This window comes from Rhizobium azibense, assembly GCF_004342325.1.
Classification (GTDB): domain Bacteria; phylum Pseudomonadota; class Alphaproteobacteria; order Rhizobiales; family Rhizobiaceae; genus Rhizobium; species Rhizobium etli_B.
On sequence record NZ_SMBJ01000028.1, the window covers coordinates 1 to 15708 of the forward strand.

The following is a 15708-nucleotide window of genomic DNA, read 5'->3' on the forward strand; positions in this document are numbered from 1 at the left end:
TGAACGCCTTCTGAGCGTCCGAAAACTGCGACGCTTTCATCGTCTTCTGGTCCCTTTCCCAGCCAGGAAAATGCACCGGAAAACTCTAACCAAAACTGGTCCAGTTTGAAGGGTTCAGATCAGCATCAGCCGCAACTTTCTACCAGCGCCGTCGCTTATCCGATCCGACGACCATGTCTATTTTGTGGGGGAGAACGGTGTTGCCGGTGGTCATGTTGGCGATCGGTGCTTGTACGTTCGCAGGCCTGTCCACGTTTCAAAGCATATATGCCGAAACGCGCGGACTCTCACCGAATGTCTTCTTTCTGACATTCACCGTCACGACTGTCACATTGCGATTCTCCGTCGCGGGTATGATCGGTAAGTTGCCGCTTGGGCGCCTAGCACTCACCCTCTTCGTGACGACACTGATTGGGATCGGACTTTTGGTTTTGAACCCGGGAAGCGAGCTGCTGTACGTCGTCGCCACCGTTCTCTTTGCGATAGGCTACGGTCTCACTTATTCGACCTTGAATGCGATGGTGGTGAACCTCGCTGGCGAACGTGGTCTGTCAATCTCAACGGCCTCCCAAGTCTTTACACTCGCTTATTTTCGTGGGTTCGTTTCAACATCGCAATCGCCAGTCAGACATTGTGGAGGGCGGTGTAGGAGACAGACGTCCTTCGATAATGATTTCCGTATCGCTGCCCACGTGCCCGCCCAACCAAAGGAAGTGTGTTTATGCAAGTGCTGGATCTCATCGGTATAGGCATCGGACCCTTTAATCTTAGTCTTGCAGCACTCGCGTGTCCGACGCCGCTGCGCACTGCCTTTTTCGAAAAGGAAAGCGGCTTCGATTGGCATCCTGGGCTGCTGCTGCCCAACAGTCGCCTGCAGGTATCTCCGCTGAAGGACTGTGTGACACTTGCAGATCCGACCAGTCCGTTTTCGTTTCTCAACTACCTCGCGGTGCATGGACGGCTGTACAGCTTCGTAAACCGGTGCGACGCGACCACGTCGCGAAGAGAGTTCACACAGTATTTCCAATGGGTTGCGCATCAGTTGCCACAACTCCGGTTTGGGGAGGAGGTTACCGACGTAACCAGATTAGACGAGGGTTACCGCGTGACGACGACTCGAGATCACTACCATGCACGCTCAGTTGCGATTGGCGTCGGTGTCGTTGCAACAATTCCCGAATGCGCCAAACCTTGGCTGGGCGAGAAGGTCTACCATGTGGCGAGCTATCTGGATCGGCCACAAATCGACATCGGTGAACGCGTATTAGTCGTTGGTGGGGGGCAGAGCGGTGCGGAGGTTGTTGAACACCTATTGGGCAGTCCGGGTATCGGTAAAATTACATGGGTGACGTCACGCGGGAACCTGTTCACGAGGGATGACAGCTCTTTTATCAACGTGTCATACACGCCGTCTTACAGCCAGCGCTTTCATTCGCTGCCACTTAAAAAACGTCGCACTATTGTCGACGACGAAAAACTCACCAGTGACGGCATTTCAGCAGAATTGAGCAACCGCATTTACGAAACTATCTATCACCGCAGCGCGACTGGCAATATTGACGATGTCATTCAACTGCTACCCGCAGTCGTCATGAAGGAGTTGTCTCCTCATGCGGACGGTTGGCACGCGCTGTTGGCTTCGCACGGCACCTGTCAGCGACCGACTGTAGTGGCTGATCGGGTCGTACTCGCCACCGGTTTCGAGCCTCGCCCGCTAGCGTTTATCGATCGCCTATTGGCTTCCGCTTCTATGGAAGGCGGTCTGCCGGTCGTGAAGGACGATTACTCCGTTCAATTCGAGGACAACGCCGCCGGCCAGGTATATCTGCAAAACCGATCCCCAGTCCAAAGTGGCTTGCAGAGTGTGAATCTATCGCTCGTCGCCTACCGAAACGGTCGCATCATCAATAGCCTGCTTCGGCGTGAATACTATCTGAACGTCCCAGATCGGCCGATCCTTGGGTGCCTAGGTTTACTTCCCGCTCAAGAGACACAAAACGCAAGATAACACTCCAGTGCAGTGCAGCTCGGGGCGCCTGCTCACGACGCAGCTTTACCAGGCGGCTTTAAATCTAAAAAGGAGTTACACATGTTAACCAAAGAACAAAAATCAACATGGGATGACGTTGGATACATTAGGATTGAGTCATTTCTCGATCTAGAAAGCCGAGATAAACTTTCAGCTCTTGTGGCTGATGTTTCGTGCTGGGAGACAAGTGAAGACAAATGGCTGATATGGTTCGAAAAAACAACTGACGGTAGGAGGATCATTTCGAAGGTCGAGAACTTCCTCGAATTTAACGCCCCCCTGCGTGATTTACTGCTGGCTGACCACCGTATCGAGTCGATCGTCGAAGAGTTACTGGGGGAAGATGCCCGCATGCTCAAAGAGTTGCTGATCTTTAAGTACTCCGACAGCGGCGGCTATCGCCCGCATCAGGACATCTACCATATCCCACATAAGCTACCAGACCGGATGGTGCACGCGATTGTTGCAATAGGCATCGACGATTCCGGCCCAGACAACGGAGGGCTTTTCTTCAGCCCCGGGAACCACAAAAAGGGCGTGTTCCCAATGGACGCCGGCGGCGTAATGTACCCCGAGGTCGCGGACAGGCTGGCCTGGGAGCCCGTAACGTGGAAGGCCGGTGACATTTTCATCTTTGACGACTATGCCCCACATTACTCAAAGCCCAACAAAAGTGAAAATTCTCGAAGGGTGATTTATCTCGTGTTCCAGCGTGCCTCAACTGGTGGGCCAACGAGGGCCGAATACAACAAACTGAAACGCGCCTACAACCCTCCCGAGGGCAAGGTCTCCAACATCGACGAGCTCAAGCCGCCGAACGGCATTTTCTATCGCGATTGAAGGCAGAGGACAGAGGCAAACATGTATACGAAACAGATCGACCGCTCAATCATGCGCCAGGAGTATGGCGTTCTGGTGTGCCGGTTACTTGAGCATCTACCGCAGGCAGTCGCAACGGCTTTCGGCACATCGATTGTGGAGGTGGTACCTGGCGATGCGGTCGATCTTCATTCGCACCCAGAGCACGAACTCTGGGTATTGATCTCGGGCAGCGGCGTGTTTCAATCCGATGGAGAAACCTCCGCAGTCAGTGGGGACACGATGGTCTATATAGCGCCGCACCAAAAACACGCGATCAAAAATAGCAGCCCTCAAACCAGCTTAAAGTTCCTTTCGATATGGTGGGATTGAATTGAGAGCAAACCAACATACTTTTTTTGCCTGCTCGGCGCCGCCGTGCCCGAACGGCAAGCTGCATCTTGGGCATATAGGTGGCGTGTACCTTCTCGCCGACGTGTTCGTACGCTACCACCGCATGGTAGGCAACGCGGCCTATCACGTGACAGGTGCGGACGAACATGGCACTTACACGCTGGTGAAAGCCCGAAAGCTTGGCAGGCCGGTTGATGACGTCGCACACATGCACATTGAAGAAATTCTGCAGTGTCTGCGGTCAGTTGATATTGAACCGGACGTATTTGTAAGGACTTCAAGCGAAGACCACAAAGACCGCAGCTTGGCGATCTACGACCAACTAAGAGCGTCCGGCTACGTTGAGCTGCGCGACGGAGAGCAACTGTATTGCGGGACGTGCGAAGAGTTCGCCGCAGACTCACTCGCGGTCGGAGAGTGTCCAGCTTGTAACGCGCCAACAGATAGTAACCTTTGCGAAGATTGCGGCTCGGCGCTGCAACACAATCTACTACGCAACCCGATTCACACGACATGCGGCCAGAGCCTTATCTTGCGCCCGATTCGACAGGTTCATTTTCAGCTTGAAAAATTTGCTCCGGGGCTCGATCACGCCATTGAGGCGAGCGGATGGCCGGAATCCATAAAGCGCAAAGAACTTGACTGGCTACGGTCAAAACTGATGGCATTGCCGATGTCGCGGCATTTCGACCGTGGTGTGACTTTGAACTCCCCGGTGGAGGTGGCAGGCCAAACTTTAATGACTTGGTTTGAAGGATTGTGGTGCTATGAGACAGGAATCGAACGCCTCTGCAAGCAAAATGGCGCAGATCTCGATGACACTATGCGCAACGCGAGCACGAGACTCGTATTCTTCATGGGTCAGGATAACCGGTTTTATTACACGATCGGCGTTACTGCTAGTTTGTTCTCGCGCGGTTATGCGATTCCATACAACCATGCAATTCAGGACTTTTATAAGCTCGAAGGGGCGAAATTTTCTACTAGCCGTGACCACGCTGTGTGGGCTGACGAGGTGGCAGCAGATATCGACACGAACGTGCTGCGCTACTATTTGGCTAGCATCGCCAAGCCATTTGGCGCAAACGACAACGATTTTCTGATCGAGGGGCTGCTTCAGACCGCGGCTAGAATTCGTGCTTTCGAAACGGCTTTGCGCAAGTACGCCGGATGTAACGAGACGCTGACGGCCGACAAGCTGACAGTCGAGCAGAACCACAATGTTAAACGATATTCCGAAGCGGTGCAGGACTTGCGCGTCTGGGATGCCATGGACGCCATAGACGCCTTTTTCGACGTTGCGTCTTTTTCAAGGGCAGATACCTCAGTCAGCGCAGCGGAAGTTTCCGTATTTCTAAGCCTTCTTAATCCTGTGACCCCGATGCTTGCGGCGCGGTATGGTGCTTTCTTTTTCGGAGCCGGATGGCGGCCGGGGCTCGATGGCGGCACTATCCGGCCAAGCACCGGCTTACGCAAACCGGTTGATTTCCCATTGTTTAGCGACCCGATTCCGGAAGCCTTCATAGAGGCTTATGAAAGACGATTTAGGCAAGTCCGGCCGAATTCTTAGCTTTTAATGACGGCAACCGCTTTGACGATCCCGAGGCGAGTAACGCGGACGCCGACCGGATGACGGCATCTCGATAGCGGAGAACGCAAGGCGGCAGTCGGGCGACCTACTTCGTTCCGAAAGGCCCACGACGGCTTTCTGGCGTGCGACGGCGTCGCGCTTGGCGGCGGGCCTTTCTATTTTTTTAAGGAGCTCGGGAAGTGGGGCCGTATCCAGGATCTGCTCGGCGAGCAGTCTCTTCAGTGTGGCGTTCTCTTCCTCAAGCGCCTTCAGGCGCGTTGATCTTTTCATCACAAATTACTGGCACGCCACCAATATCTTGAACATGCTTCCAAACAGAAGGAGCCCGCCAGTCGATAGCCAGCGTACGGCAAAGCCTCTCCGGTATCGCGATATGATGAACCTACTTCCGCCCATCCGTTCACTAGCATTTCATGTCGCTCGGTGACGCCGCTCCACATCGCCTATTGCTAAGGTGCCATTCGATATTTAAAGTGGATTATCTGCAACTATAACGTCTATCGTAACTATGCGGCCTACTTAATTGATCACCAAACTAACCTAAGCCTTTTCGACGAACCTTCATTGGATCTATGCTGGAAGGTTCTGTACTGGAAAAATCGATTGTTTGGATATAAAATATCCGTTGTTTGGATGTGACTAAAGATGCGTTTCAAGGGCCTTGATCTAAACCTGCTCGTTGCATTGGATGCGCTCACGACCGAGCGCAACCTAACGGCTGCCGCACGTAGTATCAATCTAAGTCAACCAGCAATGAGTGCCGCCATTGGTAGGCTTCGGGACTATTTCCGCGACGAATTGTTTACAATGAATGGTCGAGAACTTCGGCTGACGCCCCGTGCCGAAGGACTTGCCTCGGCAGTGCGTGAAACTCTCTTGCAGGTACAATGCTCAATCATCTCTTGGGAGCCGTTTAACCCGTCGAAGTCTGACAGATGCTTTAGAATAGTTCTGTCCGATTTCATGATGCTGATATACTTCAATAAAATCATTGAGCGAGTTGCTCGAGAAGCGCCCGCAGTCAGCTTTGAGTTGCTGCCTTTGGATAGTGATCCGTACGAGATGCTTAGCCGCGGTGACGTCGACTTCCTCATCGTGCCTGAATTTTTTCTCTCGGGCGCACACCCGAGCGCAAAACTGTTCACAGAGAAGTTTGTATGTGTAGCCTGTTCGACAAATGTGGACCTACCTTCAGCGCTGACGATCGAGCAATATGTCTCCACGGGACACGTCGCTGCCGCGTTTGGGCGCTTTTTGAAGCCATCGGTCGAGGGCTGGTTCTTGCTCGAGAATGGTATTCAGAGGCGGGTGGAGGTCGTCGTGCAAGGGTTTAGCTTAATACCACCAGTCCTGCGTGGCACGAACCGCATAGCTAACCTACCGCTTCGCTTAGTCGAGCATTACGAAAGTACTTTCCCTTTGCGGATCATCAACCTTCCGTTACCGCTCCCCGTCTTCACAGAAGCTGTTCAATGGCCAGCGCTCCATAATGCCGATCCAGGGAGCATCTGGTTCAGGGAGATATTGGTTGAGGAAGCTTCCCGTATGATGTCCTCCAACGCACCTAAAATACATGGGTTGCTACAACAATCCGGTTCCTGACCAAGGTTCCTGCTTGAGTAAGATCCGCCCGAGCCCGAATAAGTTCAACAGCCACCAAAGAGGCTTTTCAAAGGTATCCATCCGGGGAAGGCCCGCTGACCTTGCCCCCAAGTTTTATCCAGTTTTGAGTTCGCTCCGACGGTTTTGGGTTGCTGTATTTGCGGCGGTAGCGGCGGGTTGCGGTGCGGAGCAATTGTGGTCCCCCAGCACCCTTCGATTTGCCGCCGAAGGTGCTAGACAGCACGTCGCGCAATCGTCCGAAGGGCGGCCGATCGGCGACGGGCGTAGCGCTCAGCTTCGTCGATAAAATGGCCTGCGGGTCACTCACAGGTGGTGCCGTCTTCAGCTAATCGGCCGCGTCGCGGGTCGTCGCTCCCAATGCAGCCCAGCTTCCTAGGTTTCAGGATGGTCACGGCAATCGCGCTGCCTCCTGAACCATTATATCTCGCATCCAGATATTTGCCGGATCTTTGTCGTGAAGTACCGGCCATTGGACTGCCTCGGTGAATGTCGGCAGCGCTATCGGGGGCGCAGTCATCCGCAATGGTATCGTGTCCTCAAAAAGCCCAACTAGTCGTAACGGAACGGTTGCGATGCGATCGGTGCCCATTAGGGCGGCGGGGATCATGCTAAAGCTTGAAACAACGACTTCGACCCGCCTCTTGAGGCCATGCTCCTGCAAGAAGCAATCTTCTATGGTAGGCTGCTGCGTCCGACCGAACCTAACTACCGCGTGCCCCATTGAAGAATACTCCTCGGCAGTAAGGGCTTCCTCAAGTTGTTTGTTATTACTGCAGCCGACGCAAGTCAGTCGTTCCTGAAATAGATCTATCTTAGGGTGCGCGCTCGACATGAATAGCGGTGGGCTAATAAGGAAGTCTACGTCGCCGCGTCGCAAAAGCTCGTCTGGATTGTCAGTAAGAGGCAGCAAGTCAAAACTAATGCCGGGTGCTTCCCGCGCAAGACGCTCCAGTATCTTCTGAAAAAGAACAACTGTAACGAAATCGCATAAGCTTACTCGGAAATGACGATCTGATTGATCAGGAGTAAATTTATCCCAGGGTATGATATTGAGCCGAATATGCTGTAAAGCCTCACGAATCGCAGGCGCGAGGTCTTCCGCACGCGGAGTTGGAACGAACTCACGACCACGCATCGTAAATAGTTCATCGCGGAAATAGGAGCGGAGCCGGCGGACAGCTGCACTCATTGCGGGCTGGCTCAGATTAATGCTACGTGCCGCCGCAGTAAGGTTGCGCTCAATCATTAGTGCATCGAGCGCGACAAGGAGATTTAGATCGAGGCCCTTAAATCGCATATCTTTTAACTATCCAATAGTGCAGCCCATTCCACAATGGCTGTTCCTACGGCGATGGCTGAATTCGCCTTGACGCTCCTCAATCGATTTGAGGGCGCGGCCACAGAGACTTAATCTCTGTGATCGGAAAGCAACCTGAGGCCAGTCCAGATTAAGCCATAACTCCAGAGTGAACGCTCGTTGCAGTGTAATAGGAAGCCTCCAATGGCAAATCACCAAACGCCAGCTGGCAAAGAAGATAATTAGCACCTGCTTCCTCGACATGATCGAGAAGATCTTGCCTAACTGAAGCAGCAGTACCAACTACGCACAACTGACAGTCTACTGCTGCATCAAAATCCGGCGGGAGGTTCTGAGGAGTCTGTATCCCGTTAATCTCGTACAGAAACCTAAAGCTCCGAAGCCACCGTTGATAAGCCGGGGCCGCGAGCGAAATGGCATGCTTCGTCGTGCTGCCGGCCACCACCATTCGGACCAACCCAAGGAACGGCGCCCGTTTCCTGCCCCCGGCGGTACGTCTCTCGTGTGCTCGGTAGGCATCAGTGATCTGGCGAACAGCAGAAGCAGGGCCCCCGCAGGCAAGATTTGTATCGTTCTCAGCCGCCCAGCGCGCAACCTCAGGACGACTGGTTGTAATCCATGTCGGAGGCTGAGGACGTTGGTGTGGCCGCAACATCAACGGGACTTTGTCTAGTTCAAAGTGGTCGCCTTTGTAGGAAAGAGCCTGAGCTCCTTCCTTCATCGCTTGGATGACGATCTCGCTGGCTTCGAGATAGCGCGATGTCGCCACCTCCTCATCAATACCGAAAAAGCTCCATTCGATTGGTAAGGAGCCGCGCCCCATGCCCAACTCGAGCCTGCCACCGCTCAGATGATCCAGCATGCAAATTTCTTCAAACGCACGTAACGGATGATAAAGGTTCAACAGCATAACCAAAGGACCGAGACGAAGATGCTGCGTGCGCTGAGCTACGCTTGCTAGAAATAGATTCGGCGAAGGTCCTCTGCCGTGGGGAGTACAGTGGTGCTCTGCGACGTGATATCCATAAAAGCCAAGGCGATCGCAGACCTCTGCCAACTTCATCCGATCTTCATACTGGCGCCCAATCTCCCTTCCGTCTTCGTCCAAATGGTCGAAGATACCAACCATCAGCTTTGCGGGAAGAGAGTTTGTCATTTAAATGTCTCCAAGTTTGGCGGCGAATTTTCGGTGACCAAGACCGGAGGGTGGCCCCGATGTCTTTCGCCAGGAATCATCGAAAAGCTGCTGGTTCTAAAAAACGATGCTGACGCCGATGAGCTAATCATAATGCTCACGTTGAAATGACATTGAATCATTCGTATTCATGTATGACTTCGCGGTGGGTAACACCCCATCTCGCATACCCACAGCTCCGTTCACTTTTGAGAAGCCAAGGATTGGCAAGATCGGATAGTGGTTGTTCAGCTTTTGTGGCGACCCAAATGTGTTAAAGCTGGTATTCGGTTTAATGCGACGAGGCTCCTGCAGTAGGCGAAGAAAGGACCCAGAGCTATGTCTCGGCGCTTGATTGGCAGACGAGAGCGCCTTCTGCAGTTCCACGTTGGCCATGTTCGTCTCCATTTACCGGCCAGGTCTGTGACCTTGCCCTCGGCTGCTCTCGGTGGAGCAACATCATGGGGTCCCCAATTCATAATCGAGGTGTTTAATAACATCCCATGGCTTCGTAAAATTGATTGTTTGTATGGCATTGATCCACCAGGTGAATAACCAGGAATCTTCACCGTCAAAGGGTTGCTGATCGAACTAGCATACGGTCGACCCAGGCGAGATCACGGCCCCTTCCGAAGGTGGAAGGATCAGGAGCCAGTGCGGTTTTGGCCGCAGCGCAACAGCGCCGATACCAGAAATAGATGTGACGCAGTTGGCTTCCGCGTCTTTCGTGCACGCTGTTGTATGTCCTTAACATTCCCCATCTTAACTTCATAGGATCACAGGTTTTACGATAGGGAAATTGCTCTCAACCCTTCAAACTGGACCAATTTTGGTTAGAGTTTTCCGGTGCATTTTCCTGGCTGGGAAAAGGAACGGAACACGATGAAGGCATCGCAGTTTTCGGACGCTCAGAAGGCGTTCATTTTGAAGCAGGGTGATGAGGGCGTCTCGATCGCGGAGATTTGTCGCAAGGCGGGGATCAGTCAGACGACTTACTTCAACTGGAAGAAAAAGTACGCCGGCATGTTGCCGCCAGAGATGAAGAGGCGCAAGCAGCTTGAGGACGGGAATTCGCGATTGAAGAAGATCGTCGCGGATCTGACGTTGGACCGTGAGATGCTGCAGGACGCCATCCGCCGAAAGCTCTAAGGCCTGAGGGGTAGCGGGAGGTGGTGTCATGTGCCGCGATTGGGCGATCTCGATCCGGCGTGCCTGTGGCGCGTTGAACTTCGATCGGTCGACCGATCACTACATCTCTCGCCGCGCCGAGGCCGGTCTAGACCTGTGTGTCAGTACCGGAGCAATACTCCCCATTAGTGCCGTTTGAATCTTCCCCAGGTGCTGCGGCCGCTGGTCTTCCGGGGCGCGCCCCGGAAGACCAGCGGCGCGTCATCGCCGATACTCCTTCCGATGGTCGGAAGGGGGACATTGGTGATCAAGCTGAGGGAGACGATCATGATCCTGGATCTGCATCAGCAGGGGCTGACGGTGTCGGCTATTTCCAGAGAAACAGGCATCGATCGCAAGACGGTGCGCAAATACATTGAACGAGGCCTCGAGGCTCCGGCTTATGGGCCGAGAAAGCCTCGCGCGACGGTGATCGATCCGTTCGCTTCATACCTGCGGGAGCGGGTGAAGACCTATCCCGGCCTCACTGGCAGTCGGTTGCTCCGAGAACTCCGGGATCGAGGTTATGCCGGCGGTTACACCGCCGTCACGGACTTTCTTCGTGACGTGCGACCTTCGGCAAATCCAGGTTTCGAAGTTCGTTTCGAGACGCCGCCTGGCGAACAGGCCCAAGTCGATTTCGCCCAATTCCATGTCGTTTTCACCGATGAGCCAATGACGCCAAGGATCGTTTGGTTGTTCTCGATGGTGTTGGGTCACAGCCGCCTCATCTGGGCCCGCTTCGTCATGCATCAGAACTTGCCGACCGTCCTGCGTTGCCACATCGCCGCTTTCGAGGCGATTGGTGGTGCGCCGCGGGAGGTGCTCTACGACCGGATGAAGACTGCTGTTATCGGCGAAGGTCAGACGGAGGGCATCATCTACAACCGTGCTCTCATCGACCTGGCCCGCCATTATGGATTCCATCCTAAGGCGTGCAAGGCCTACCGAGCCAAGACAAAAGGCAAGGTCGAGCGGCCGTTTCGGTATATCCGCGAGGACTTCTTCCTCGCTCGTTCGTTCCGCAATCTCGACGACATGAACGCCCAGCTCCGGCACTGGCTCGACACCGTCGCCAATCCAAGGAAGCACGCGACGACCCAGCGTGTCGTCAACGAGGCCTTCGCCGAGGAGCGTCCGTATCTGCGGCCGCTACCGCTGGCACCCTTCAAATCCGTTCTGAAGCTGGAGCGCCGCGTATCGCGGGAGGGCATGGTCAGCGTCGGCGGCAACACCTACAGCGTTCCGGATGCGACCCGCAGTCGAACGGTGGAGGTCCATTCGCTTGCCGACGAGGTCCGCATCTTCGAGAACGGCACCCTGATCGCCGCGCATCCTGTCCTCGAGGGCCGCAAACAACGCCGGGTTCATCCTGACCACCGACGAGCACTCACGCCGCAACAGTGGCCACGAACACGAGGCGAGGCCATTGTCGTCAAGCCCGCCGGCGACACCGTGCTGCAGCGGTCTCTCGCCTTCTATGACGCCGTCGGTAAGGTCTTGGCAAAGGAGAACCGCCCGTGAGTGCGACCCTCGATGCAATACCGTCCATGATCGACCGTATTCGCCATGATCTCGTGGGCCTGAAGATGCCGCGCGCACTGGAAGCGCTCGACCATGTCGTGCGACGCCTCGAACATGGCGAGCTGTCTGCACTCGAAGCGATCGATATCCTTCTTTCCGAGGAACTGACCCTACGCGAGAACAGCCGCATCAAGACGGCGCTGCGGATGGGCAGGCTCGCGACGATCAAGACACTCGCTGGTTTCGACTTCACTTTCCAGCCTTCGCTCGATCGCGATCGCATCTTCACTCTGGCGCAGCTTGGCTTCGTCGATCGACACGAGGCCGTGCATTTCCTCGGCCCACCTGGAACCGGCAAGAGTCATCTTGCCACGGCGCTCGGCGTCGAAGCCGTCAAAGCTGGAAAGAGCGTCTACTTCACGAACCTTGCCGACCTCATCGGTTCGCTGGCCCGTTCCGAACGGGAGGGTCGGCTTCAGGAGCGCATTCGCTTCTTCTGCAGGCCAAGCCTGCTCATCGTTGACGAGATCGGATATTTGCCGGTCGTCCAGGGTGGCGGCAATCTGTTCTTCCAACTCGTGAACGCCCGATATGAACGAGGTGCGATGATCCTGACATCAAACCGCGGCTTCGCTGAATGGGGCGATGTCTTCGGCGATCCCGTTGTCGCCACCGCGCTTCTCGACAGACTGCTTCATCACGCCGTCGTCGTGCAAATCGAGGGATCGAGTTACCGGTTGCGCCAGCATGCCGAACTGATGCCGGAGCATGTTCGCTCCAAAGCTCTCATTGCTCCGCCCGCATTCGCTCCACCTCAAAAGCCGCGCGGGCGGCCGCCGAAAAATCCTCAATTCTCCCTGGCATCCACGTCGGCATAAGTGGGGAATTTTACTTCGGCACTATTGGGGAAAATTCACGCGGCATTGACACCTGTGAGCGCGGGTGCGCTACGGCTATCGTCGCGTGCATGTGCTTTTGGAACGCGAGGGTTGGGGCACCAACATCAAGCGAACCTATCGCATTTACAGGGACTTGGGACTGCAGCTGCGGAATAAGACTCGGAAGCGCCGTGTTAAGGCGAAACTTCGCGAGGATCGGCAAATGGCTGTCGGACCAAATGACGTGTGGGCGATGGACTTCGTGCACGACCAGCTCGCAACCGGAAAGAAACTGCGGGTCCTGACGGTGGTCGCCACCTTCTCACGCTATGTTCCCGCGCTTGATCCGCCTCACAGCTATCGAGGTGAAGATGTCGTGCAGACGTTGGGACGGGTGTGACGATTTTCGTTATAGTGCGCACTATGAGTCCGATTACGCAACATACGTATTGAACCCTCATTCTCTAATCGAGGCGCCGTTACGTGGAACCGCATTTCCTTTCCCGAAGAAATAACCTACCTCACGGCATCTCTATGAAAGGTGACGAGGCGTTAGGTTTGACTGGCCCGTCCACGCGTCTGTAACGGCTGCCCGATCTTCCAAAGCATGCTTGTGTCGATCTCAAGCTCGACTCCAACCTTGCCCGCACCTGTGACTACGGTAGGATAAGAAAAAAGGGCGGTGTCGATCAGTACAGCGATCTTCTGGAGACCGAATGGTGATACGCTTCCTGACGGGTAGCCGAAGAGATCGAGTACCTGTTCTTTCTGAGCAAGCTCGGCTCGTTTCCATCCATACGTGCCAGCAACCGCTTTCATGTCAATCTTTGAAGGTGATGGCAGCAAAACGGCACAAAGGTGGCGCGCAGGATGAGACCGGCGCATCACATCGTTCGCTTTCTGCTCGGCAATAATCATCGTCTTTGCAACGCGCCCCACGGGAACGCCGATAGCGGAGGCTAAATCGGAAGGAGATGTAATAGGGGTGGCGAACTCACTATAGCGCCACAATCGTACCGTCGACGCTCCGATCTGGTGCAGTTCAGCAAGTACGTTCGGATGAACGTCCAACATAGTCGTTTCCTTCCGGTTCACCTGGTAGGACGATCGAGGATAGCTGTTTCAGCGACTGCGAGTACAGCCCTCTTGCGAGTAAGTTTCAGGCGGTTCGCTCCAAAAGCTGCCTAATGCGGCGGCGACCCTCGTTCCCAAAAATACTGAAGTAAGCCTCCAGGCACTTATCGCTATCGAGCATGAAAGGAGCATCATATTTGGTGATATGCCGAATAGCCAAGGCTGGAACCGTTGTGTCGAGCGGTCGAAACATCCTGTTGTGCAAACCGGGCTCCGGGCAACCTGGATAAAATTCACCGATCATGAAACCTTCCTGAATGAAGTCGGGCTTCAGCCGTTTTTGCAGTTGACCAATCCTGATAATCTCTCCTTCATCCTGTATTCCAGGAAGGGCAATGATAATGGCCTTATAGATCCAGTCGCCCGTTCGATCGTTGAAGGACTTTACGGGTTTCATCTGGCTGAAGACGGCGAGCATACGCGCCAAATCGTTTTCGATTTCGTCAACTGCAACAGCTTGCGACGCGGCAACCCGTAAAAGCCCCTTCGTCAGAGCCTCGGGAACGAAAGGGCAAACGCTCCCGTCCCGACCTAAATGAGGATGTGGATTGGAGAGGAATTCTGAGGCATACCGAGCAAATTTCTGAAGAGCTGCGTTTGCATACTCATCATAGGCGTTGTATCCCGCATCAATATTCTTTTCCAGAATTTCGCCCACTGTCATCAATGGACCAATCGTCCCGAAAGGTTGGCTGTAATCTTTCCAAATTTCTTTATTCATTTCGGATCCCTGGTTCGAAAAGCCACGTGCAAAACGGAAGGTCGGGCTCTTGCATGCCAGCTCGGGCGGCGGGCGAGCTGGTCGGGGGCCAATCAAGAGACCGACCTTCCATCGGAAGCGAAGCTCCCGAATTTTTGGTAGCACTCGTAGTTACACTTGTGTAACTGTTTTTTTAAATGGATGTGAAAACAAGAGCGGGGGCTCGTGCACGATGAAGGTTAGTCTCACGACCGCCCGCAAATTCTTATATTCGTCATAGTTATGAAGACATACATATGATAAATGTCGCCGCGATGGGATCCGGTAACAGGCTTTTGGTGAAAACAGAACGACCCATTGCGCAGAGGCGTGGCCGTGGCGAAGACAACACGAAGAGAAATATATACGCCAGAACAGATCGACGTCGGCGTAAAGCATAAGCTTGAGAAAATTGACTCGTTTTTGTCAGATCTCGTTAGCGAAAATTCCGAAGAAAAACTATTCCTGAGGAATATTCTTGGATTGATGCTTAAAGTATATCATATGGACGCCAATAACAAACCCATGACGAAGATGCAGGCGTGTCGCTATCTGCCTTTCAAAAACCAGACTGTTTGCCAAAAGTATGTCGAGGCAGCGCATTTGCGTGGGTTCATCGACATCACTCGGGATAAAACGGACAAACGGCGTCTGATTGTTGTTCCAAAGGAGCCGTTGGTTGTCTATGTCAATGAATATATAGCTGACTTCCTTGATGACTGCCGTAGAGCGATTGACAGTGCCGCTCAAGTAGCTACGCTTCCTGAGGAAGGGATGGCAACGGCAAGTTCTTCATCTATTGATAAATCGCCAGCGTCTTCTGGGGCACCTGTGGGTTCCTCTCAAAAGAGAGTCGATCGAAAAGCCAGGAAATTTTAGCGAGTTTTATTGTGGGAAAGCAAAAGTAAGAAGCCGGTCTCGCGCGCGTTTATCCTTTCATCAATCAAATGTTTCCTCCGTAAACAAGCTTCATCGAGGTAACCCGCTTCGCTTAACCGGCCTGACGGCCGGTGCAGGCGCTGCTAGGGGGAGCGGCTGTATCGTCGTTTCGGCCAAGAAACTGCGCGGGAAGTTCGGCGGCATCCTCAGCCTTATCACCTTGGCATTTACGCTATCTTTTTAGGCGAGGCGGAAACCGCTGACGCGGTCCTCCATCTCTTGGTCGAGACAGTGTGACCTGCCACTGAATTTTCATCCGGCGTCTGACCTGCCACTGAGAATTTCTGAACCGCTCCCAAACGTTGGACCACCGGATGCTAGAGTTTTCCGGCTTCATTCAGGGAGGCGGGCTGGTTGCGCCTCCCGAATTCACCAACGAG

General features: G+C 54.0%; 12 protein-coding genes and 3 pseudogenes. 10 read left to right on the forward strand and 5 right to left on the reverse strand.

What is annotated here, in order from left to right:
- Window positions 1-721: 721 nt before the first annotated feature.
- From EV130_RS31890 to EV130_RS31905, 4 genes are all read left to right on the forward strand, one after another.
- Window positions 722-2008: a lysine N(6)-hydroxylase/L-ornithine N(5)-oxygenase family protein gene (locus EV130_RS31890; protein ID WP_004677776.1), complete on the forward strand. Its 1287-nt coding sequence runs from the start codon at window positions 722-724 to the stop codon at window positions 2006-2008.
- 81 nt (window positions 2009-2089) lie between these two features.
- Complete coding sequence (locus EV130_RS31895; RefSeq protein ID WP_004677773.1) at window positions 2090-2869, forward strand: phytanoyl-CoA dioxygenase family protein; 780 nt, start codon at window positions 2090-2092, stop codon at window positions 2867-2869.
- A 21-nt stretch (window positions 2870-2890) separates the two neighbouring features.
- The gene (locus EV130_RS31900) at window positions 2891-3220 is read left to right on the forward strand and encodes a cupin domain-containing protein (RefSeq protein ID WP_004677772.1); all 330 of its coding nucleotides are present in this window, start codon (window positions 2891-2893) and stop codon (window positions 3218-3220) included.
- A 1-nt stretch (window position 3221) separates the two neighbouring features.
- Window positions 3222-4811: a class I tRNA ligase family protein gene (locus tag EV130_RS31905; protein WP_074063730.1), complete on the forward strand. Its 1590-nt coding sequence runs from the start codon at window positions 3222-3224 to the stop codon at window positions 4809-4811.
- Window positions 4812-4922: 111 nt separating this feature from the next.
- Here EV130_RS31905 and EV130_RS31910 read toward each other — a convergent pair.
- Window positions 4923-5090 (reverse strand): annotated as a pseudogene (locus EV130_RS31910) (IS3 family transposase); the annotation flags it as partial.
- A gap of 387 nt (window positions 5091-5477) precedes the next feature.
- Between EV130_RS31910 and nodD2 the strand changes: the two are divergent.
- Window positions 5478-6434 carry a transcriptional regulator NodD2 gene (nodD2, locus tag EV130_RS31915; RefSeq protein WP_004677768.1) on the forward strand — a complete coding sequence of 319 codons (957 nt, stop codon included), beginning with the start codon at window positions 5478-5480 and terminating at the stop codon, window positions 6432-6434.
- Between the two features lie 409 nt (window positions 6435-6843).
- On the opposite strand, the gene nodD3 is transcribed toward nodD2, so the two are convergent.
- Entirely contained in the window at window positions 6844-7752 is a 909-nt protein-coding gene (gene nodD3, locus EV130_RS31920) for a transcriptional regulator NodD3 (RefSeq protein ID WP_004677763.1), read from the reverse strand.
- Window positions 7753-7903: 151 nt separating this feature from the next.
- Window positions 7904-8929 (reverse strand): LLM class flavin-dependent oxidoreductase, encoded by a 1026-nt coding sequence (locus EV130_RS31925; protein WP_004677759.1) that lies wholly within the window; start codon window positions 8927-8929, stop codon window positions 7904-7906.
- Window positions 8930-9829: 900 nt separating this feature from the next.
- Here EV130_RS31925 and EV130_RS31930 point away from each other — a divergent pair.
- The 4 genes and pseudogenes from EV130_RS31930 to EV130_RS31945 form a co-directional block, all read left to right on the forward strand.
- Window positions 9830-10229, forward strand: a pseudogene (locus EV130_RS31930) (transposase); the annotation flags it as partial.
- A gap of 149 nt (window positions 10230-10378) precedes the next feature.
- A complete protein-coding gene (istA, locus tag EV130_RS31935; protein WP_074063737.1) occupies window positions 10379-11638 on the forward strand; it encodes an IS21 family transposase in 1260 nt (419 codons plus the stop codon).
- Window positions 11635-12516, forward strand: coding sequence for an IS21-like element ISRel3 family helper ATPase IstB (istB, locus tag EV130_RS31940; RefSeq protein ID WP_003563080.1), 882 nt, complete (start codon window positions 11635-11637; stop codon window positions 12514-12516). The genes istA and istB overlap by 4 nt, the downstream gene beginning before the upstream one ends.
- Window positions 12517-12577: 61 nt before the next feature.
- Window positions 12578-12913: pseudogene (locus EV130_RS31945) on the forward strand (IS3 family transposase); the annotation flags it as partial.
- A 155-nt stretch (window positions 12914-13068) separates the two neighbouring features.
- Here EV130_RS31945 and EV130_RS31950 read toward each other — a convergent pair.
- Both EV130_RS31950 and EV130_RS31955 read right to left on the reverse strand, forming a co-directional pair.
- Window positions 13069-13590, reverse strand: coding sequence for an aminoacyl-tRNA deacylase (locus EV130_RS31950; RefSeq protein ID WP_004677747.1), 522 nt, complete (start codon window positions 13588-13590; stop codon window positions 13069-13071).
- A gap of 85 nt (window positions 13591-13675) precedes the next feature.
- The gene (locus tag EV130_RS31955) at window positions 13676-14371 is read right to left on the reverse strand and encodes a DUF6875 domain-containing protein (RefSeq protein WP_004677746.1); all 696 of its coding nucleotides are present in this window, start codon (window positions 14369-14371) and stop codon (window positions 13676-13678) included.
- Between the two features lie 354 nt (window positions 14372-14725).
- Here EV130_RS31955 and EV130_RS32825 point away from each other — a divergent pair, with 354 nt between their 5' ends.
- Window positions 14726-15268, forward strand: coding sequence for a hypothetical protein (locus tag EV130_RS32825; RefSeq protein ID WP_012489593.1), 543 nt, complete (start codon window positions 14726-14728; stop codon window positions 15266-15268).
- Window positions 15269-15708: the final 440 nt, after the last annotated feature.